Source organism: Herbaspirillum sp. Her2 (assembly GCF_057961375.1).
Genome location: NZ_CM176331.1, coordinates 2,507,447 through 2,525,690 on the forward strand (window position 1 = coordinate 2,507,447; position 18,244 = coordinate 2,525,690).

Annotated in this window: 16 protein-coding genes; 3 read left to right on the forward strand and 13 right to left on the reverse strand. The window is 64.4% G+C overall.

From position 1 onward, the window contains the following. Positions 1-28: 28 nt before the first annotated feature. From ACWHXP_RS11445 to ACWHXP_RS11485, 9 genes are all read right to left on the reverse strand, one after another. Complete coding sequence (locus tag ACWHXP_RS11445) at positions 29-205, reverse strand: DUF1289 domain-containing protein (RefSeq protein ID WP_088754304.1); 177 nt, start codon at positions 203-205, stop codon at positions 29-31. 294 nt (positions 206-499) lie between these two features. Beyond that, positions 500-1,876 (reverse strand): polyamine export protein PaeA, encoded by a 1,377-nt coding sequence (gene paeA, locus ACWHXP_RS11450; protein ID WP_134135052.1) that lies wholly within the window; start codon positions 1,874-1,876, stop codon positions 500-502. A gap of 149 nt (positions 1,877-2,025) precedes the next feature. Then, positions 2,026-3,531, reverse strand: coding sequence for a sulfite reductase subunit alpha (locus ACWHXP_RS11455; RefSeq protein ID WP_489633824.1), 1,506 nt, complete (start codon positions 3,529-3,531; stop codon positions 2,026-2,028). Between the two features lie 8 nt (positions 3,532-3,539). Beyond that, positions 3,540-4,547 (reverse strand): FAD:protein FMN transferase, encoded by a 1,008-nt coding sequence (locus tag ACWHXP_RS11460; RefSeq protein ID WP_489633823.1) that lies wholly within the window; start codon positions 4,545-4,547, stop codon positions 3,540-3,542. 90 nt (positions 4,548-4,637) lie between these two features. Continuing rightward, complete coding sequence (locus ACWHXP_RS11465; RefSeq protein WP_489625190.1) at positions 4,638-5,468, reverse strand: DUF4198 domain-containing protein; 831 nt, start codon at positions 5,466-5,468, stop codon at positions 4,638-4,640. 53 nt (positions 5,469-5,521) lie between these two features. Next, complete coding sequence (locus tag ACWHXP_RS11470; protein WP_343741092.1) at positions 5,522-6,067, reverse strand: DUF2271 domain-containing protein; 546 nt, start codon at positions 6,065-6,067, stop codon at positions 5,522-5,524. A 73-nt stretch (positions 6,068-6,140) separates the two neighbouring features. Further along, complete coding sequence (locus ACWHXP_RS11475; RefSeq protein ID WP_489633822.1) at positions 6,141-6,809, reverse strand: PepSY-associated TM helix domain-containing protein; 669 nt, start codon at positions 6,807-6,809, stop codon at positions 6,141-6,143. Positions 6,810-6,962: 153 nt separating this feature from the next. Then, positions 6,963-7,907 (reverse strand): alpha/beta hydrolase, encoded by a 945-nt coding sequence (locus ACWHXP_RS11480; RefSeq protein ID WP_489633821.1) that lies wholly within the window; start codon positions 7,905-7,907, stop codon positions 6,963-6,965. After that, positions 7,907-10,006: a TonB-dependent receptor domain-containing protein gene (locus tag ACWHXP_RS11485; RefSeq protein ID WP_489633820.1), complete on the reverse strand. Its 2,100-nt coding sequence runs from the start codon at positions 10,004-10,006 to the stop codon at positions 7,907-7,909. The genes ACWHXP_RS11480 and ACWHXP_RS11485 overlap by 1 nt, the downstream gene beginning before the upstream one ends. A gap of 265 nt (positions 10,007-10,271) precedes the next feature. Between ACWHXP_RS11485 and ACWHXP_RS11490 the strand changes: the two genes are divergently transcribed. Further along, a complete protein-coding gene (locus ACWHXP_RS11490; RefSeq protein ID WP_489633819.1) occupies positions 10,272-11,015 on the forward strand; it encodes a response regulator in 744 nt (247 codons plus the stop codon). Positions 11,016-11,032: 17 nt separating this feature from the next. Beyond that, positions 11,033-12,379, forward strand: coding sequence for an ATP-binding protein (locus tag ACWHXP_RS11495; RefSeq protein ID WP_489633818.1), 1,347 nt, complete (start codon positions 11,033-11,035; stop codon positions 12,377-12,379). 20 nt (positions 12,380-12,399) lie between these two features. Here the strand turns inward: ACWHXP_RS11495 and ACWHXP_RS11500 are convergent, their stop codons facing one another. Next, positions 12,400-13,071, reverse strand: coding sequence for a glutathione S-transferase family protein (locus ACWHXP_RS11500; protein ID WP_489633817.1), 672 nt, complete (start codon positions 13,069-13,071; stop codon positions 12,400-12,402). 58 nt (positions 13,072-13,129) lie between these two features. Between ACWHXP_RS11500 and ACWHXP_RS11505 the strand changes: the two genes are divergently transcribed. Next, on the forward strand, positions 13,130-14,572 hold the full coding sequence (locus ACWHXP_RS11505; protein ID WP_121039037.1) for an aminotransferase-like domain-containing protein: 1,443 nt from the start codon (positions 13,130-13,132) through the stop codon (positions 14,570-14,572). 46 nt (positions 14,573-14,618) lie between these two features. Here ACWHXP_RS11505 and ACWHXP_RS11510 read toward each other — a convergent pair whose 3' ends face one another. The 3 genes from ACWHXP_RS11510 to ACWHXP_RS11520 form a co-directional block, all read right to left on the reverse strand. Continuing rightward, positions 14,619-14,903, reverse strand: a complete 285-nt coding sequence (locus ACWHXP_RS11510) for a helix-turn-helix domain-containing protein (protein ID WP_227022609.1) — start codon at positions 14,901-14,903, stop codon at positions 14,619-14,621. Positions 14,904-14,914: 11 nt separating this feature from the next. After that, positions 14,915-17,242, reverse strand: coding sequence for an FdhF/YdeP family oxidoreductase (locus ACWHXP_RS11515; protein WP_489633816.1), 2,328 nt, complete (start codon positions 17,240-17,242; stop codon positions 14,915-14,917). Positions 17,243-17,747: 505 nt separating this feature from the next. Next, positions 17,748-18,236: an Lrp/AsnC ligand binding domain-containing protein gene (locus tag ACWHXP_RS11520; protein ID WP_026051927.1), complete on the reverse strand. Its 489-nt coding sequence runs from the start codon at positions 18,234-18,236 to the stop codon at positions 17,748-17,750. Positions 18,237-18,244 lie beyond the last annotated feature (8 nt).

Below are 18,244 nucleotides of genomic sequence, written 5' to 3' on the forward strand. Positions count from 1 at the left end.
ACCCTGCCGGCGGCCCTTCCCGGCCGCCCTACTTCTTTTTCAATGCCTTCATGCGCTTGGCGGCCAGCTCCACGGTGTGGAGCTGCTCCTTGCGCTTCATCGATTTCCAGTCCTTGATTTCATCCCGGGTGCGGCCGCAGCCGGTACAGACTTCGTGCTTGAGCTTGCACAGCGAGACACAGGGGCTCTTGACGTCTTTTGCCACTTGCGGATTCCACTTCATTCATATTCAGACAGTCCTGACTGTACTGCAATGCCGGAAAGCCTGCTGACGCCCTGCCCCATGAAAAAGGCCCGCATCCTTGCGAATGCGGGCCAGCCCACGACTACCTCTGCTACGTTTTGCTACAGGTTGCTACGTTTGCTACGGGTACTGCAGCCGCCTGCTTTCCCCGAGTACCAGTCTTTCAAGCAAGCGACTGGACGGGAGTATCCCGGTTTACGGCGTTCATGGGCATAGGAAAAGTCTGAAAAAACGAGATCAAGTTGTGCCGGACTGCTATTCCGTTTTGCCGGACTGACTTGTCTTATCGGATTTGTCCGATTTGTCCGTTTTATCTGCCTTGTCCGATTTTTCTCCCTTGTCCTGCTTGAAGCGGGTCACCAGCAACTGGTTGATGCGATTGCCTTCGATATCCACCACCTCGAACTTGAAATCGGAGAAGAGCACGAAATCGGTCTTCTTCGGAATCTTGCGCAGCATGTACATGATGAAGCCCGACAAGGTCTCATAGCCGACCGGGTTGGGATACTCGTCGATGTCCAGTTCGTTCATGACATCGTTCAAGGGCGTCAGGCCATCCATGAGCCAGGAGTTCTCGTCACGGCGCACGATCTGCTGCTCTTCCTCGGTGATGGCCAGCAGATTGCCCATGAGCACGCCCGTCACGTCAGTGATGCTGATGATGCCGACCACCAGTGCATATTCGTTCACCACGATGGCCAGGTCTTCATCCATGGCCTTCATGCGTTCCAGCACTTCCCACAGGTTCAGGGAGTCCGGGATGGACAGCGGCGTATGCACCAGACCCTTGTCGGCCAGGGAGAACTGTTCACCCTTGAGCAAGCGCTTGAGCACATCCTTGCTGTCGATGTAGCCCAGCACCGCATCGATATGCCCATCGCAGACCAGGAAGCGCGAATGCGGGTGATCGATGATCTTCTGGCGGATCATGTCTTCGCTGTCGGTCAGCAGGAAGTAGACGATGCTGTCGCGCGGCGTCATGGCCGAGGGAACGTAGCGGCTTTCCAGCTCGAACACGTTCTCGATCAGGTGATGCTCTTGCGTCAGCAGCACACCAGCCTGCGCGCCCGCATCGACCATGGCGTGAATCTCGCTGGGCGTGATGACGTCCTGGCGCACCTGCGGCAAACCGAACAGCGTGAAGATCCACTTCGACAGACTGTTGAAGAACCATACCAGCGGCCTGAAGAGCGTTTCCAGCAGCAGCATGGGCTGCACCAGCGCCACCGCGGCGCGCTCGGGTGCGGCCATGGCCAGGCGCTTGGGCATGAGGTCGGCAAAGAGGATGAAGAAAGCCGTCACCACCAGGAAGGACATCGCAAAGCTGATGTTCTCCAGCAGCGGGCCGACGTAGAAGGTGCTGACGATCTCGCGCATGTGCGGCGTGAGCGCCGGCTCGCCGACCACACCGCCGAGGATGGCCACGGCGTTCAGGCCGATCTGCACCACCGTGAAGAAATTGCCCGGCTGGGCTTGCAGCGAGAGGACCCGGTCGGCGTTGTGCACGCCCTCCTTGGACATCATCTCAAGACGGATCTTGCGCGAGGCGGCAATGGAGATCTCGGCGCAGGAAAGAAAGGCGCTGACCACGACCAGGAGCAGGATCAGCAGCAGACTGGTGAATATGCTCATGTTGTTCATGTTGTTCTTATCTCATTGATTTGACGTGACATTCTCTCGCGCAACGGGGAGAAAAAGCAAATTCACGCCAATCAACGGCCAAGTGAAGCCTCCTGCCGGCCGCGCAGCAGGGGCCTCCAACACAAACTTCGCTCACTGCTTCAATACACGTCGCGCCGGTAACGCCCCTGTTCCGCCAGCGCCTGCAGGGCGTCCTCACCCAGAATCTCCTGCAGGGCCAGTGCCACGCCCCCTGCCATGCCCTGCAGGCTGCCGCAGACGTAGAGGCTGGCACCCTCCTCCACCCATTGCCGCAGGACATCGGCGGCTGCGCGCAGCTTGTGCTGGACATAGATACGATCGGGCTGGTCACGCGAGAAGGCCAGGTCCAGCCGTTGCAGCCAGCCCTGGGTCTGCCACTCCTGCAGCTCCTGCTGATGGAAGAAATCGTGCTGACGCGAGCGCTCGCCGAACAACAGCCAGTTGCGCCGCTGCCCCGCCGCCACGCGCGCGCGCAGATGCGCCCGCAGGCCGGCCAGCCCGGTGCCGTTGCCGATCAGGATCAGCGGGCGATCATCGCCGGGGCCATGGAAACTGCGGTTGCTGCGTACGCGCAGGGCGATCTCCTGCCCCGGCTGCGCATGCAGCCCCAGCCAGCCGGAACCCAGACCGGCGCGGCCATCGGGCAGGCGCATCAGGCGCACCATCAGTTCGAGAGCGCCATCGGCGGGCAGTGAAGCAATCGAATAAGCGCGATGCGGCAGCGCTGGCAAAGCGGCCAGCAATTCCTCATCGGGCAAGCTGCGCAATGCGGCGAGCTGGTCGGCCTCATGCGGCAGCAGGCGTGTAGCCAGCGCTGCGCGCAGGGAATCGTCCTGGCGGCCAATCGCTTGCAGGAAGGCATCAACAGCCGCCCCGCTGTTGTGCGGGCCGATCTCGGCGATATCCCCGGCCTGCCATGGCGGGGATGGCAGATCCAGCGGCGTGAGGCTCAGGTGAAACACCGGCTCCCCCGCGCTGCCCGGATTGAGCACGTGCCGCCCAGCCAGACGCCAGCGGCCATAAGCCGGTGCGCTCCAGTCGGCTTCATCGCTATGGCCACTCAGGACACCCAGTTGATGCTGCCAATGCCGCAGCGCGCCCTCATCCCCGTTATCCACCTCGATGGCATCGAACAGCGGCTGCGCATGGCGGCGGCACAGCCAGGCGTGCAGCGCGTGGCCGAAGGCGCAGTATTGCTGATAGCTGCGGTCGCCCAGGGCCAGCACGCCGAAACGCAGGTCCGGCAATGCGGCACTGTCGCTGCGGCCCAGTTGGCGGGCCAGTGCGGATGCGTCATCGGGGGCATCGCCTTCACCGGTGGTGCTGGCCACGAACAGGGCCAGGCGCGTGGCCAGCAAGTCGGCATCGGTCAACTGTCCGGCAGGAAGCACGCGCACCACCAGGCCACCTGAGCGCAAACTTTGCGCGGTCTGCCAGGCCAGTTGCTCGGCTGTACCGGTCTGGCTGGCAAAGACGACCAGTACGGTTTGCGGGCCAGTGGCCTGTACAGTTCCCCACTGGGCCAGCTGCAACTGCTGCGCGCGACGATGCCGGAGGAAGGTCATCACGCAGAACACCAGGTAAGTCAGCGCCACCAGCGCGGCCATCAGGTATCGGGTCTGCATGGCGTCGCTCACTGCAACATGGCGGCCAGGGCCGGGGTGAGGCTCTCACGGAAGCCATCGGCTTCGCGGCTGATGAAGAGCGCGGCAATCCCGCGTTCGCGGGCGAAGGACAGTCCGGCTTCCTCGCCCAGTACAGTCAACACGGTCGCCAGGGCATCGGCCACCATGCATTGCCGGTGCAGTACCGTGACAGACGCCAGTGCACTGCGCACAGGTGTACCGGTACGGGGATCGATGGTGTGGGCGTAGCGCAGGCCGTCGTGATCGACATAGCGGCGATAGTCGCCCGAGGTGGCGATGGCCAGGCCGTGCAAGGCCACCACCATGCCGGGACTGTCATCCGCAGGGGGGCGTTCCAGCGCCACCCACCAGGGCTGGCCATCGGCCTTGACGCCCTCCCCGACCAGTTCGCCGCCGACCTCGGCCAGCCAGCTCACGCAGCCGCAATCGCGCAGTGCCTGCGCGACCAGGTCCACCGCATATCCCTTGGCGATCCCGGAAAAATCCAGATGCACGCCGCCCGCCTGCTGTACCTTGCGCTGCGCACGGTCGAACACGAGACGCTGCCAGCCGCAACGCTGGCGGGTCGATTCAAGCAAAGTCGGGTCTGGCAGGCGCAATGCGTCGCGCTGCACGCTGCCCGCGCCGAATCCCCACAAGTCCACCAGCGGACCGACCGTGGGATCGAAGGCCCCGGCGCTGTCCACGGCCATGGTGAGCGCGGCATCGAGCACGGTGAAGAAGTCCTCCGGCAAGGCATGCCAGCTACCCGCAGGGGCGCGGTTGAAACGGCTGATGAGGGAATCGGCTTGCCAGGTGCTCATCTCGTCGATAACCCGCTGCAGCCGGGCCGCGATGGCCGTTGCGATCGTCTCCTGCGTGACGCTGCGCGAGGCCAGCGCCTGCACGCTCCAGGTGGTGCCCATGGTCTGCCCGGACAGGCGCTGGAGCGCCACATCAGGCGGCAGGAGGGACGGGGCTTGCAGGTCGACGGGGATCAGGACGCGGTGGGACATCGTCATCTTCAGCAATGAAAACGGCACCTGCAATGCAGGTGCCATCGGGGTCAATCAAATGCCATCAAAGGCGATCAAGCGATCACGCGATCAGGGCAGCACTTCGATGGTGGCGATGTAGGTGGCACGACGTTGCGTGGCCTGCGGCAGCGAGGTCTTCTGGTCGGAGACGCTGGCTTCCATCCAGTACATGCCCGGGCCGGTCCACTTCACGCTGAACTTGCCGTCGGCATCGGTCTTGAGCTTGCTGTCCAGCAGCTTGTCGCGATAGCGGATGCCGCCGGGTACCAGTTCCACTTCCACATCCGACGCCGGCTTGCCATCGAGCAGCAGCTGGAAAGTCGCGGTGTCGCCCGCCACCAGGTCGGTGGGATGGGTCACCGGTTGCAGCTCCAGGCCCACGCCGGTCGGGGCCAGCGCGCCCTTGCTCGGCTTGCCGGCGGTGACGAAGGTTTCCACGCGGCTGTTCATCTGGGTCACCTTCAGATCGGTGGCATTGGCCGGGATTTCCTTGGCCAGGGTCTCGGCGGTGCCGCGCCAGCGCTTCTGCTGTCCATCCACCTTGTAGCTGGCGAAGACGCCATTGTTGACCACGGCAATCTTGTAGGTGCCGGGCTGGCTCAGCTGCACGTCGAAGGTGCTGCGGTACTTGCCGGTGGCGGCGTTGACGGCTTGCACCGGCTTGCCTTCGGGGCCGGTCACGACCAGGCCGTCCAGGCGCAGCGGGAAGTGTTCGAAGTAGAACAGGTCATTGGAAACGGCGGCGTCCACCGTGACCCAGGCTTCATTGCCCGACAGGACGGTGGCCGAGGGCAGCAGCCACTGGCGGTGTGCCTGGGCCGACAGCGGCAGGCTGATGGCCAGGGCCAGGGCGGCGATCTTCATGGAGCGGCCGGCGAAATGCTTGAGGGAAAACGACATGGCAGGTTCCTTGTTCTGGTTGATCTTGTTGGGGAGTCAGAGATGGCAAGCCATCAGGGCTTCAGTTCCAGGGCCACGGCACCCAGCTCGCTGCTGCCTTGGGCCTTGGCGCTCTGGGCGGCCTTGGGCGGCCACTGGAACGGCACCTTGACCAGCTCGCGGCCGCCGACTTCACGCGCGGCTTCCACCATCAGCACATAGTCGCCGGGAGCGAGATTGGCGATCGGTCCCTTGCCGGAGCCGAAATTGAGTTTCTGTTCACCCGGTGCACGGGTCGCACCGCTGACGCCATCGATGGGCATCTGCTGCTCACGCCCGCTGCGACGCCACCATTGGCGCATGTCCTTCAACCACTTCTCGCCTTCCTTGTCCTTTTTCTTCACGTCGTACCAAACCGCCAGGTTGGCGGCCACGCTCTGGTCGGCGCGTTCGATCCAGGCGGCAAGATAGGGCCGGTGATATTCGGCCACGTTCAGGGTCGGGATTTCAATCTTGACGTTCATCTCCGCTGCGCCGGCCGGGGCGGCAGCGGCAAACAGCGCCGCCATGGCCAGGGCCAGGGCGGTCGGTTTCAACAGGGCGGACTTGCTACGCTTCATGGGACCTCGCTAAGAAAACAGGATGACTGGCTGCAAGCCGCAAGGGCCTGTCTGGCTAAGGGAAACGACGAATTCAGTGAATGAAGACCAGCGCCAGCAGCAAGGGCGCTACCAGCCCCAGCGCCACCAGCGGCCAGGTAGCCGGGCGCTTGCCGGCATGCATCTGCAGCAGGAACAGGCCGGTGATGCAGAACACCAGGCAAGCCACCGCAAACACATCGATGAACCAGCTCCAGGCCGCGCCCGTATTGCGGCCCTTGTGCAGGTCATTGAAATAGGAAATCCAGCCACGGTCGGTCTTCTCATACTCGACCTGGCCGTCCTCCAGCGCCACGCGCAGCCAGGCATCCCCGCCCGGCCGCGGCAGCGCCACGTAGACTTCATCGGCCGACCATTCGGCGCTCTGCTGGTCCACCGTCACCGCCAGTTCTCGGCCGACCCAGTCGCGCACGGCGGGCGGCAGCGCGGCCTTGCTGCTGCCTTTGGCATCGGCCGCTTCGGCCTGTTGGCGCAGCGGGGCCAGCAGGGATTCGGGCACCGTGGCCTTGCGATGGGTGACCTGCGGCTTGGCCTCGATCTGCGCCGCGTGATTGAGCGTGAGACCGGTGGCGGCGAACACCAGCATGGCCACCAGACAGATGCCGGAACTGATCCAGTGCCATTGATGCAGATGCTTGAGCCAGAAGGCACGGCGTTTCTGGTCGGCAACGGCAGGCAGGGAATGGGCGGCAGCGGGCTTCATGAGACGGCAGCAGAATCGGGAAGAAGGAGCAGGACGAGGACCCTCGGATCTCGCACCAAATAATAATAATTCTCAATTATATCTGGACTCATCCATGCCTCGCTAGCCGGCCGGCGGACTTTTACTTTGCGATACATGAGGATACAAATCCCATCAGGGAGCCAGCCCCGCCGCGATACGCAGCGCCGGTGCCAGCGAGGCCGGCAGCATGGGACCATGGGCCAGTCCCGGAAAACTTTGCCACTGCACCGCCAGGCCGTGCCGGTCGCGCAGACGGCCGGCCAGTTCCGGCAAGGCCTGCGGCGGGATGGCTGCGCGCGCGGCCAGCATGGCGCGGGTACGTGCATCGTCCGCCTCTGCGGGCATGCGCTCGCGCCGTTCTGCCTCCCCCGCCATCAGCCACAGCCGGGCGCCGGGCGCTCCCGGAAAACCCTGCTCTTCCTGCAGGATCACCCCGCCCTGCCACCACAGCGAGGGACTGGCCGCGATATAGCGGCTGAACAGGCCGGGCCGGGTGAACAAGGTGTGCAGCACGCACAGGCCGCCATAGGAGTGGCCCCACAGGCTCAGTTGCGTGGCGTCCAGTGCCACCTGCTGGCGCACCTGGGGCAGGATGCGATCCTGCAGCAGATCCAGGAATACCGTCGCGCCACCGCCCCGTCGTCCGCGCGAGGTTTCCTCATCGACCTGACCGGCAGGGATGGGCGGCGTGTAGTCATACGCGCGGGCAGCCACGTCGAAGCGCAGCGCCGTGTCGTAGCCCACGGCCACGATGACCGGTGGCGAGCCCTCCTGCAAGGCCTGCAACTGCGGCTCGTCGATGGCCGCCAGCGCCGCATTGCCATCGAGCAGCACGATGGCCGGATAGCCCTGCCGCGGTGGCGGACGCAGCGGCACGCCCAAGGTGATGCGGTAGCTGCGCTGACCATCCACGGAACCCAGCGTGAAGCGACTGAAGCGATACCAGGCCGAGCCCGTGTCAGCGATGGTGGGGCCCAGCGGACGCGACAGATCCGGCTGGGCCGTCGCCCGGATGGGCAGGCAGGCGAGCATCGCCGCCCCCAGGATACGCCGGCGGCCCGGCAGCAGCGGCGCCATCAGAAGCGCTGGGTCAGGCTGACCCACAGGCGGCGGCCGTCGCCGACGGTGTTGAAGCTCTGCTCGTCCAGGCGCTTGTCGGTGAGGTTGTAGATGGCCGCGCTCACCGAGGTGCGCTGGTTGATCGCATGCGTCACGCCCAGATCGGCCAGCGTATAGGCTTGGTACTCCTTCACGCCCGAGGACGAGATGGTGGTCCCGGCCGTGCCCACGCGCGCGGCGGCGTTGACTTCCTTGCCGTGGTAGTTCAGCGCGGTCCACACCGTCCAGGCGTCGGCCGGGGTCCAGTCTGCGCGCAGGTTGAACATGTGGCGCGGCGTGCGGGCCAGCGCATAGCCATCGTAGCTGCCGCCCTTCTGGCGCGAATCGGTGAAGGTGTAATTTGTCTTGAAAGCCAGGCTGCGCGTGGCCTGCCAGCGACCGCTCAGCTCCAGGCCCTTGATGGTGGCGCGATCCACGTTGTAGCTGTACCAGAGACGGTAATTGTTGTTGGCCGACCAGCGGGCGATGGAGCCATCGGCGTTGTAGACCAGGGCATTGCTGACCTTGTCCTTGAAGTCGGTGTAGAACAGCGTGGCACCGCCGGAGAGGCCGGCATGGTTGTCCCACAGGGCGCCCAGCTCCCAGCTGGTGCTGGTTTCCGGTTTGAGGTTGGGGTCGCCGATGATGACGCCGCAGGTGCCGGTGGGACCGACGGTGCAGCCGGCACCGCCGGTCGTGTAGGCGTAGCCCGGCGCGATGGTACGAATGTCCGGTGCCTTGAAGCCGCGCGAGACCCCGCCCTTGATGGTGAGCTGCTCGCTGCCATGCCACACCGCGTAGAGGCGCGGGCTCCAGTGGTTGCCGTAGACCTGGTGGTTGTCCAGGCGCAAGCCGCCGGTCAGGGCCAGGCGCTCGGTGAGTTTCCACTCATCCTCCACGAACAGCGCCTTCTGGGCAATGCGGAATTCCTGCACGCGGGTACTGCTCACGCCGGGATTGACGTCGGTGAGCGTGGCCTCGTTCCACTGCCCGCCCAGCACCATCCAGTGCGCGCCCAGCGGCACGGACAGCTTGCCGTCCAGCACCAGATTCTCGATCTTTGGCGCGCGCGTGGCCTGGGTGTAGCGATCGCTGCCGACGGGACTCTCGGTATAAGTTTTGCGTTGCGCCTTCTCGTAGGCGATCGAGACATCCGAGGTGGCCCAGCCGTAGCGGCCCGTATGCGACAGTGCCATGTGGTCGCGCGGGTTTTCGGTATAGCTGTCGGCGGTGGTACGGGTCGCGGCCAGCGTGTGATCGCTGGAGGCGTCGCGGCGCACCTGGGATGTGCCGATCTCGGCCAGGATGTCGTGATTCTTGTTGGGCGTGAGTGCCAGGCGCGCGGTGAAATCGGTATCGAGCGCCTTGGTATTGCCGTTGAGAATGCGGTCTTCCTGGCGCTTGTAGACCTTGCCCCACAGTTGCAGACCCAGGACATCACTGGCGATCGGGCCATTGACGTAGAACTGGCCCTGGTAGGCGTCGCCCGAGTCGCCATGCTGCTGCAGCGTGGTGTCTACGCTCAGCGAGCCGCCCCATTGCCGCGCCACTTTCTTGGTGATGATGTTGATGACGCCGCCCATAGCATCGGAGCCATACAGTGAAGACATCGGTCCGCGTACTACCTCGATGCGCTCGATGGCCTCCAGCGGCGGAATGTAGGACTGCTCGAAGCCGGAATTGCCATTGGTCCGCGCATCGCGCGTGCTCTGGCGCTTGCCGTCCACCAGGATAAGCGTGTAGGCACCGGGCAGGCCACGAATGAAGATGTCCTTCTCGCTGGCCGTACCGGTGATGGTGACGCCCTCGACATCACGCAGGGCATCGGTGAGATCGCGGAAAGGACGCTTCTTCAATTCCTCCTGGCCGATGACGGTGATGCTGGCCGGTGCGTCCACCACCTCCTGTTCGAAGCCGGTGGCGGTGACCACCACTTCCTTCAGGCCAGCCCCGGCATCCTGCGCCACGGCCAGGCCGCAACCGGAGACGTACAAGGCCAGCGCCGCCGCTACCGCCTGCGCCATGCGCGAAACGGACAGCGCGCCAGGCGCAGGAAGGTGATGGTGCGGATGATGCATGATGAATTCCCCTGTGGTGATGACGAGCCAGGGTCCGGGCGCAAGTCCGCCCCTGCAGGCGGCAACGGCAGCCCGCATCGACGCGGATGCATGGGAAGGCGAACGGGACCGGCACGGCCCGGACAATGGCGATTGATTTGCGAATGAGAATTATATTCATTTAAAATTGGCAAAAGTTTGTCAAATTGTGGCAAGCCGCACGGTGCGCGCGACCCATCCGGGCGCATTGCGCGCACCGCCGTCATCGAGGGGAAGGAACAAGAACATGCACGCGCAACGTCACGTCCTGGTGGTGGACGATCATGCGGACATCAGCGAGCCGCTGGCCGCCTACCTGCGCCGGCAGGACATGCAGGTCAGCCTGGCCGCCAATGCGGCGCAGGCACGGGCGTTGCTGCAGGCGCAGGCATTCGACCTGGTGGTGCTGGATGTGATGATGCCGGGCGAGGACGGTCTTTCGCTGTGCCAGAGCATCAGCCAACAGCATGGCACGCCGGTGATCCTGCTCACTGCGCTGGCGGCCAGCAGCGACCGCATCCGTGGCCTGGAGACCGGTGCCGACGATTACGTGGTGAAACCCTTCGATCCCCATGAGTTGCTGGCCCGCATCCGCAGCGTATTGCGCCGGGTGGCACGACAGTTACCGGTCCCGGCCAAAGCGGCCAGTACCGGCACGGTGCAGCGCTATGTCTTCGACACCTGGACACTTGATGTGCAACGGCGCGAACTGCGCGACCGCGACGGCACCCTCGTGACCCTCTCCAGCGTGGAATATCGCCTGCTGCGGGCGCTGGTGGAGCATCCCAACACGGTCCTGTCGCGCGACCGCCTGCTGGACCTGACCGCCGGCAGCGACGCGCTGGCCTTTGACCGCAGCATCGACAGCCAGGTCAGCCGTCTGCGCAAGAAACTCGAACCCGATCCGCGCAAGCCCGGTCTGCTCAAGACGGTCTGGGGCAACGGCTACCTGCTGGCCGCGCACGTGAGTGCCGACCCGGCCACGCCATGAGGGCCTGGCCGCGCAGCATGACCGCACAATTGCTGGCCTTGCTGCTGCTGGGTCTGGTGGCGGCACACCTGATCGGACTGCTGCTGGTGCAACCGAATGGCACGCGCATCCACGTCATCTCGCGCGACCAGATGGCCGAGCACGCCGCGGTGGCCTGGCGCCTGGCGCAGCTGCCGGCGGCGCAAGCGCAGCAGGCACTGGCACGTGCCAGCGACGGCGACACGCGCTACCGGCTCGATCCGGATCCGCAGATCGATGCCGCCCATGAGGAGGGCGGCGACCAGGATCTGCTGCGCCAGCGACTGCAGGCGCGACTGGGCCTGCCGCCCGAGGCGCTGCGCATCAGCCTGCGCGAAGCCGACGATGGCCCTGCCCTGCTGCGCATCGCGCTGCGTACGCCAGCGGGCCTGTGGGTCAACACGCAACAGCAGCCCTTGATCACGCAGGGCTGGGTCCGGCCACTGCGGTTTTCAGTCCCCGTGAGCACCCTGCCGGTGTTGCTGATCGTGGCCTTGTTCCTGCGCCGCATCCTGCGTCCGGTCAAGGCGCTGGCCCAGGCGGCAGAACGGGTGAGCCGCGGCGAGGAAGTGGCGCCACTGCCGCTGACCGGCCCGCAGGAAGCGCGCGAGGTCAGCGCTGCCTTCAACCTGATGCAGCAACGCCTGCGCCGCTTCGTCGAGGACCGCACCCGCATGCTGGCGGCCATCAGCCATGACCTGCGCACCCCGATCACCTCACTGCGCCTGCGTGCGGAACTGGTCGATGACGCGGCCCTGCGCACGGCGATGATCCGTACTTTGGACGAGATGCGGGTGATGGTGGAAGAGACCGTGCGCTTCGCACGCGATGATGCGCATGCCGAAGCCACGCAGGAAATCGACCTGGCGGCGTTGCTGCAGGAACTTGCTCAGGAGCACGCCAGCCAAGGCCGCGATGTACAGATCAGCGTGCAGAAAAATGTGCAGCAGAAAGTGCAGAACAAGGTAGCGCATGACGCCCTGGCGCAGCAGGACGCTCCCCTGCGCTATCGCTGCCGGCCCGTCCATCTCAAGCGCGCGCTGTCGAACCTGGTGGACAACGCCGTGCGCCACGGCCAGCGGGCGAGATTGTCATTGATCGTGGAGCACGATGGCAGCCTGTCCATCCTCGTCGACGATGACGGCCCCGGCATTGCGGAGGAACACTTGCAGGAAGTCTTCAAACCCTTCGTGCGCCTCGACCCGGCGCGCTCCGGCGGCAACTTCGGCCTGGGCCTGGCGATCGCCCGTTCCTGCATCGAGGCCCATGGTGGCCGGCTGGAACTGCGCAACCGCCGCCAGCCGGGCGACCAGGGCCTGCAAGCCTGCATCAGCCTGCCGGCCTGAACCGGAGCAATGCGCAGGCCTCAACGCAGCAGTTCGTAAGGCCCGCCCTTCTCCAACGCACGCTGATAGGCCGGGCGCGCATGGATGGCTTCGAGGAACTTGAGCAGATTGGGATGGCGGCCATCGAGCCCGCCACGTGCCCGCATGCCCTCCACCGGGAAGCTGATCTGGATATCGGCCCCGGTGATGCTCTTGCCGGCGAACCAGCCATCCTTGCCCAGTTCGGCTTCCATGTAGCGCATCTGCCGCTCGATCTGCGGTGCCACCAGACGGCTGCGCATGCCCTCGGACAGCATCCGCGCAATCGGACGGATCAGCAACGGCACGGCCTTGGGCATCTTGCTGAAGATCAGCCCCAGCAGCAGCCAGGGCATGGCCGAGCCCTCGGCAAAGTGCAGCCAGTAGCGATAGCGCAGGCGCTCGGGCGTGCCGGGTGCGGGCAACAGGCCGCTGTCGGCACCGTAACGCTCCAGCAGGTATTCGACGATGTTGCCCGATTCGGCCACCGTGAGTTCGCCATCGGTGATGACCGGCGACTTGCCCAGCGGATGCACCTTCAGCAGCTCGGGCGGGGCCAGCATGGTCTTGGGGTCGCGCTGGTAAAACTTGATCTCGTAGTCCAGGCCCAGCTCTTCCAGCAGCCACAGCACGCGCTGCGAGCGGGAGTTGTTCAGGTGATGCACGGTGATCATGGCGCGGTCCTTGTAAAATGCGAAGCGACAACTCTAACACCATCAAGAAACCCGCCCCATGGCCGTCACGCCTCTTTACAAACAATTTGCCGACCAGCTCGCGGCCTCCATCCGCGACGGCGTGCTGCGCCCGGGCGAGCGCATCGCCTCGGTGCGCATCGCCAGCCAGCAGCACAAGGTCAGCGTCACGACCGTGGTGCGCGCCTACGAACTGCTGGAAAGCCGCGGCATCATCGAGAGCCAGCCGCAGTCCGGCTACTTCGTGCGCGAACAGGCCGAGAGCATTCCCCGCCCCGTCATCAAGCCGCCTTCTCAGGCCGATCATCCGGCCTGGCAGGAATCCACCGAGGTCGACGTCAGCCGCCTGGTGCTGGCCACCCTGAAGACCATCCAGCAGGACGGCACCGTGCCGCTGGGTTCACCCTATCCCAACCCGGCACTGTTTCCTTCGCACCGGCTGGCGCAATACGCCGGCCGTATCGCGCGCCACGCCAGCCAGTCCAGCGTGTTCGACGACCTGCCGCCGGGCCACCCGGACCTGCTGCGCCAGATCGCGCGCCGCTATCTGGAAAACGGCCTCAAGGTCGATCCCGAGGAAATCGTCGTCACCGTCGGTGCCACCGAAGCCATCAATCTCTGCCTGCAAGCCGTGGCCCGTCCCGGCGACACCATTGCGGTGGAGACCCCGACCTTCTACGCCATGCTGCACGCCATCGAGCGCCTGGGCATGCGGGCCCTGGAAATCCCGACCGATCCGCAGCGCGGCCTCGATGTCGGGGTCCTGGAAGAACGGATGAAGACGCAGCCGGTGGCGGCCTGCATGGTGATGCCCAACTTCCAGAATCCGCTGGGTTTCCAGATGCCGGACAGCGAAAAGGAAAGACTGGTGCGCCTGGCCGAACAGCACCAGATGCCGCTGATCGAAAACGCCGTCTACAGCGAGCTGTATTACGGCAATGCGCATCCGTCGTCGCTGAAGAACTATGACCGCGAGGGACTGGTGCTGCATTGTTCTTCGTTTTCCAAGAGCCTGACCTCGGCCTACCGCATCGGCTGGGCGATGCCCGGGCGCTATCGGGCGCAGGTGGAAAAACTCAAGTTCCTCAACACGCTGGCCACGCCGACCGCGCCCCAACGCGCCATCGCGGAATACCTCACGCAGGGCGGCTACGAACGCCACCTGCGGCGCGTGCGCCGCGTCTTCGCGCAGCAGCGCGACATGATGCGGCACTTCGTGCTGCGCTTTTTCCCGGCGGGTACGCAGGTGTCCGAGCCGCAAGGCGGTTATGTGCTGTGGGTGGAATTGCCGCAGGGGGTGGATGCGATGGAACTGTATCGCCGCAGCCTGGCGCTGGGGATCACGGTGGCACCGGGGCGCATCTTTGCGGCGACCAACCGGTACAGTCATTTCATTCGGCTGAACTACAGCTATGCCTGGTCCAAGGAGACCGAGCAGGCATTGAAACTGGTGGGGAAACTGGTGGAGGAACTGGCGGGGTGAATTTTGCGGCGCGCCTGAGCGGTGCGCCGCAAATCGCATTTCGCATTTACTGAGGCGACACCAGCAAGCTCACGCTACCGGTCCCATCCTCATTCATCTCGACCTTCACCACCCCGGCCTCTTCCAGCGCCGACAGGAAGCGCCGCAAGGTACTCATGCGCAATTGCGTACGCTTGGACAAGCGCGCCAGCGACAGCGCCCCGCCCTCCTTCTCTTCAGCATCCGCCTGCAGGGTTTCCACGATCAGCAGCACTTCAGGCGGCACGCCCATCTGTTGCGCGCGGGCCTGCAGATCGGCGTCCTCCTGGGCGGGCATCTCGACGACGCTCATGCCGGCCTCCATCACGCTGCCGAGCGCTGCACCGCCGAACGCGACAACAGCACCGGAATGGATTTGGAAGTGGGCGTGCGCGCCTTGTCGGCAAAGCTTTCCAGCGGCACCAGCGGATTGGTCTCGGGATAGTAACTGCCGATACAACCGCGCGGAATGTCATATTCCACCAGCAGGAAACCATCGGCACGGCGCTCCACGCCGTCATCCCAGACGCTGGTGATGTCGACCCATTCACCATCCTTCAAACCCAGCATCTGCAGGTCCGCCGGGTTGATGAAGACCACGCGGCGCTGGCCGAACACGCCGCGATAACGGTCGTCCATGCCATAGATGGTGGTGTTGTACTGGTCGTGCGAACGGGTGGTCATCAAGGTCAGCAGCTTCTCGCCATAGATCGCGCGGGCACGATGGATGGGCGTGTCCTTGGGGATCTCATGGACGATGAAGTTGGCCTTGCCGCTGCCGGTCTTCCAGACGCGATCGCGCGAGGCCACGCCCAGGTGGAAGCCGCCCGGATTGGCGATGCGCTCGTTGTAGCCCTTGAAGGCGTCATACACCTTCTCGATGGCGTCGCGGATGCGCGAATAATCTTCGGCGTACCACAGCCAGTCGATCTTGGGACCATTGTTGCGCGACTTCATCGTCGCTTCGGCGAGATGCGCCACGATGGCCGTTTCCGACATCAGGTGTTCGGACGCCGGCTTGTTGATGCCGTAGGAGACGTGGACCATGCTCATCGAATCTTCCACCGTCACGCCCTGCGGACCGGACTTCTGCACGTCGATCTCGGTGCGGCCCATGGTCGGCAGGATCAGCGCATCCTTGCCATGCACCAGGTGGCTGCGGTTGAGCTTGGTGGTGATGTGTACCGTGAGGTTGCAGGACCGCATGGCCTCGAAAGTACGCGGTGTATCGGGCGTGGCCATGGCGAAGTTGCCGCCCAGGCCGATGAAGACCTTGGTGCGGCCTTCCAGCATGGCCATCACCGAACCGACCGTGTCATTGCCGTGATGGCGCGGGGCCTTGAAACCGAACACCTGTTCCAGGCGATCCAGGAAAGCCGGGGTCGGCTTCTCGTCGATGCCGACCGTGCGGTCGCCCTGCACGTTGGAGTGGCCGCGCACCGGGCACAGGCCCGCACCCTGGCGGCCGATGTTCCCGCGCAGCATCATCATGTTCGACAGCAGCTGGATGGTGGCCACCGCGTACTTGTGCTGGGTCAGGCCCATGCCCCAGGTGGCGATCACGGCCTTGCCCTTGACGTAGACCTGGGCCAGTTTCTCGATGTCTTCGCGCGAGACGCCGGACTCGGCGATGATGTCGTCCCAGCTTTCGGCGCGCGCCTGGGCGGCGAATTCCTCGAAGCCGGCGGTATGTTCCTCGATGAACTTGACGTCGATCACGCGCTCGGCACCGGCCGCCTTGGCCGCGTCATCCAGTTCGATGGTGCGCTTGATGACGCCCTTGATCAGGGCCAGGTCACCGCCCAGCGTGGGGTGGATGAACATGGAACTGATGCGGGTGCTGCCCATGGTCAGCATCTCGACCTTGCTCTGCGGATCGGCAAAGCGTTCCAGGCCGCGTTCCTTCAAGGGGTTGATGGCGACGATGGTGGCGCCGCGCTTGGAGGCGTGGCGCAGCTCGCCCATCATGCGCGGATGGTTGGTGGCCGGGTTCTGGCCGAACAGCAGCAGCGTGTCGCAGTGATCGAAATCTTCCAGCAGCACCGTGCCCTTGCCGATGCCGACCGTGCCCGGCAGGCCCACGCTGGTGGGTTCGTGGCACATGTTGGAGCAGTCGGGGAAATTGTTGGTGCCGTACTGGCGCACGAACAGCTGGAACAGGAAAGCCGCTTCGTTGCTGGCGCGGCCGGACACATAGAAGTCCGCCATGTCCGGATCGGGCAAGGCATTGAGATGCTTGGCCATCAGCTCGAAGGCAGCGGACCAGTCGATCTTCTTGTACTTGTCGGTGGCGGCGTCATACACCATCGGATGCGTCAGGCGGCCGTGTTCTTCCAGCTCGTAATCCGATTGCTGCATCAGCTCGGTGACGGTGTGCTTGTCGAAGAACTCGGGGGTGACACGCTTCTTGGTGGCTTCGGCGGCCACGGCCTTGACGCCGTTCTCGCAGAATTCGAAGGTGGAAGTGTGCTCGCGGTCCGGCCATGCGCAACCGGGGCAATCAAAGCCGTCAGGCTGGTTCTGCGACAACAGGGTACGCAAGCCCTTGCCGTCGGCTACGTGTTCCTTGACCAGGTTCAGCGCGACATACTTCAGTGCGCCCCAGCCGCCTGCGGGTTGATTGTATTGCTCGATTCTTGGTTTGGAAGGCATGTTGTCTCGGGATGGAGTGGAGTCTAGGGCCTGTTCACATTCAATCTGTGAGATGCGTTGCCCCCAGAAGGCGGGCTGGCAAGGCGCGCGTAAGGGCTGGTGGTGGTGCCACCAGCCCTGACGTGCAACGCGGCCAGCGCGCCTTCTGGGGGCAACCCTCCGGGAGAGGCCGCCAAGCGTCGCCTGCCGTTGTTGCAGCTCCTTGCCGTGGCACCACCACGGCGCGTCGCCGCGCCTAGGCAGTCAACGCTTGGCGACCTCTCGCACTCACAGATTGAATGTGAACAGGCCCTAATGTAGGTGAAGTCTAGGACACGCCAGTCCCGACCGGAATGCACAGGGAGCGGCGACGGATTCAAGCACAGTGCCTGTCAAGCCGCGCGCGCAAAGACTCGCCGACGATGTGTACAGTAATTGAAGTTGCGGGTGTCTGCTTTTCTGTACCGGAACTGTCCGGCCACTGTACTGTTATCCGTACGCCCATCCGTACCGGCTTCTGCCGGGCTCAGTCATCCAGCGGCAGCGCCAGCGTCTCCTTGATCTCTTCCATCACTACATAGCTCTTGGACTGCGCCGCCCCCGGCAGCTGCAGCAGGATGTCGCCCAGCAGCTTGCGGTATTCCGCCATGCCCCGGATGCGTGCCTTGATGAGGTAGTCGAAGTCGCCCGAAACCAGGTGGCATTCCTGCACTTCGGGAATGCGCAGCACCTCGCGGCGGAACTGCTCGAACATGTTGCCGGACTTGTGATTGAGCGTGATCTCCACGAACACCAGCAAGGTCGCCCCCAATGACTCGGGATTGACGCGCGCGTAATAGCCGCTGATGACACCATCGCGCTCCATGCGCCTGACCCGTTCGATGCAGGGCGTGACTGACAAACCGACCTGCTCCCCGAGCTCCTTCATGGAAATGCGGCCATCCTTTTGCAGCACGGCCAGGATGCGGTGATCGAGCTTGTCGAGGGTGCGGATGGACTGTTGCTGAGTTCTCATGAAATTTT

Excerpts from the sequence above, each read along its gene's own strand:
- paeA (WP_134135052.1), bottom strand. The coding sequence starts at position 1,876 with ATGAGCATATTCACCAGTCTGCTGCTGATCCTGCTCCTGGTCGTGGTC.
- ACWHXP_RS11455 (WP_489633824.1), bottom strand. The coding sequence starts at position 3,531 with ATGCAGACCCGATACCTGATGGCCGCGCTGGTGGCGCTGACTTACCTG.
- ACWHXP_RS11460 (WP_489633823.1), bottom strand. The coding sequence starts at position 4,547 with ATGTCCCACCGCGTCCTGATCCCCGTCGACCTGCAAGCCCCGTCCCTC.
- ACWHXP_RS11465 (WP_489625190.1), bottom strand. The coding sequence starts at position 5,468 with ATGTCGTTTTCCCTCAAGCATTTCGCCGGCCGCTCCATGAAGATCGCC.
- ACWHXP_RS11470 (WP_343741092.1), bottom strand. The coding sequence starts at position 6,067 with ATGAAGCGTAGCAAGTCCGCCCTGTTGAAACCGACCGCCCTGGCCCTG.
- ACWHXP_RS11475 (WP_489633822.1), bottom strand. The coding sequence starts at position 6,809 with ATGAAGCCCGCTGCCGCCCATTCCCTGCCTGCCGTTGCCGACCAGAAA.
- ACWHXP_RS11480 (WP_489633821.1), bottom strand. The coding sequence starts at position 7,907 with ATGGCGCCGCTGCTGCCGGGCCGCCGGCGTATCCTGGGGGCGGCGATG.
- ACWHXP_RS11485 (WP_489633820.1), bottom strand. The coding sequence starts at position 10,006 with ATGCATCATCCGCACCATCACCTTCCTGCGCCTGGCGCGCTGTCCGTT.
- ACWHXP_RS11490 (WP_489633819.1), top strand. The coding sequence starts at position 10,272 with ATGCACGCGCAACGTCACGTCCTGGTGGTGGACGATCATGCGGACATC.
- ACWHXP_RS11495 (WP_489633818.1), top strand. The coding sequence starts at position 11,033 with ATGACCGCACAATTGCTGGCCTTGCTGCTGCTGGGTCTGGTGGCGGCA.
- ACWHXP_RS11500 (WP_489633817.1), bottom strand. The coding sequence starts at position 13,071 with ATGATCACCGTGCATCACCTGAACAACTCCCGCTCGCAGCGCGTGCTG.
- ACWHXP_RS11505 (WP_121039037.1), top strand. The coding sequence starts at position 13,130 with ATGGCCGTCACGCCTCTTTACAAACAATTTGCCGACCAGCTCGCGGCC.
- ACWHXP_RS11510 (WP_227022609.1), bottom strand. The coding sequence starts at position 14,903 with ATGAGCGTCGTCGAGATGCCCGCCCAGGAGGACGCCGATCTGCAGGCC.
- ACWHXP_RS11515 (WP_489633816.1), bottom strand. The coding sequence starts at position 17,242 with ATGCCTTCCAAACCAAGAATCGAGCAATACAATCAACCCGCAGGCGGC.
- ACWHXP_RS11520 (WP_026051927.1), bottom strand. The coding sequence starts at position 18,236 with ATGAGAACTCAGCAACAGTCCATCCGCACCCTCGACAAGCTCGATCAC.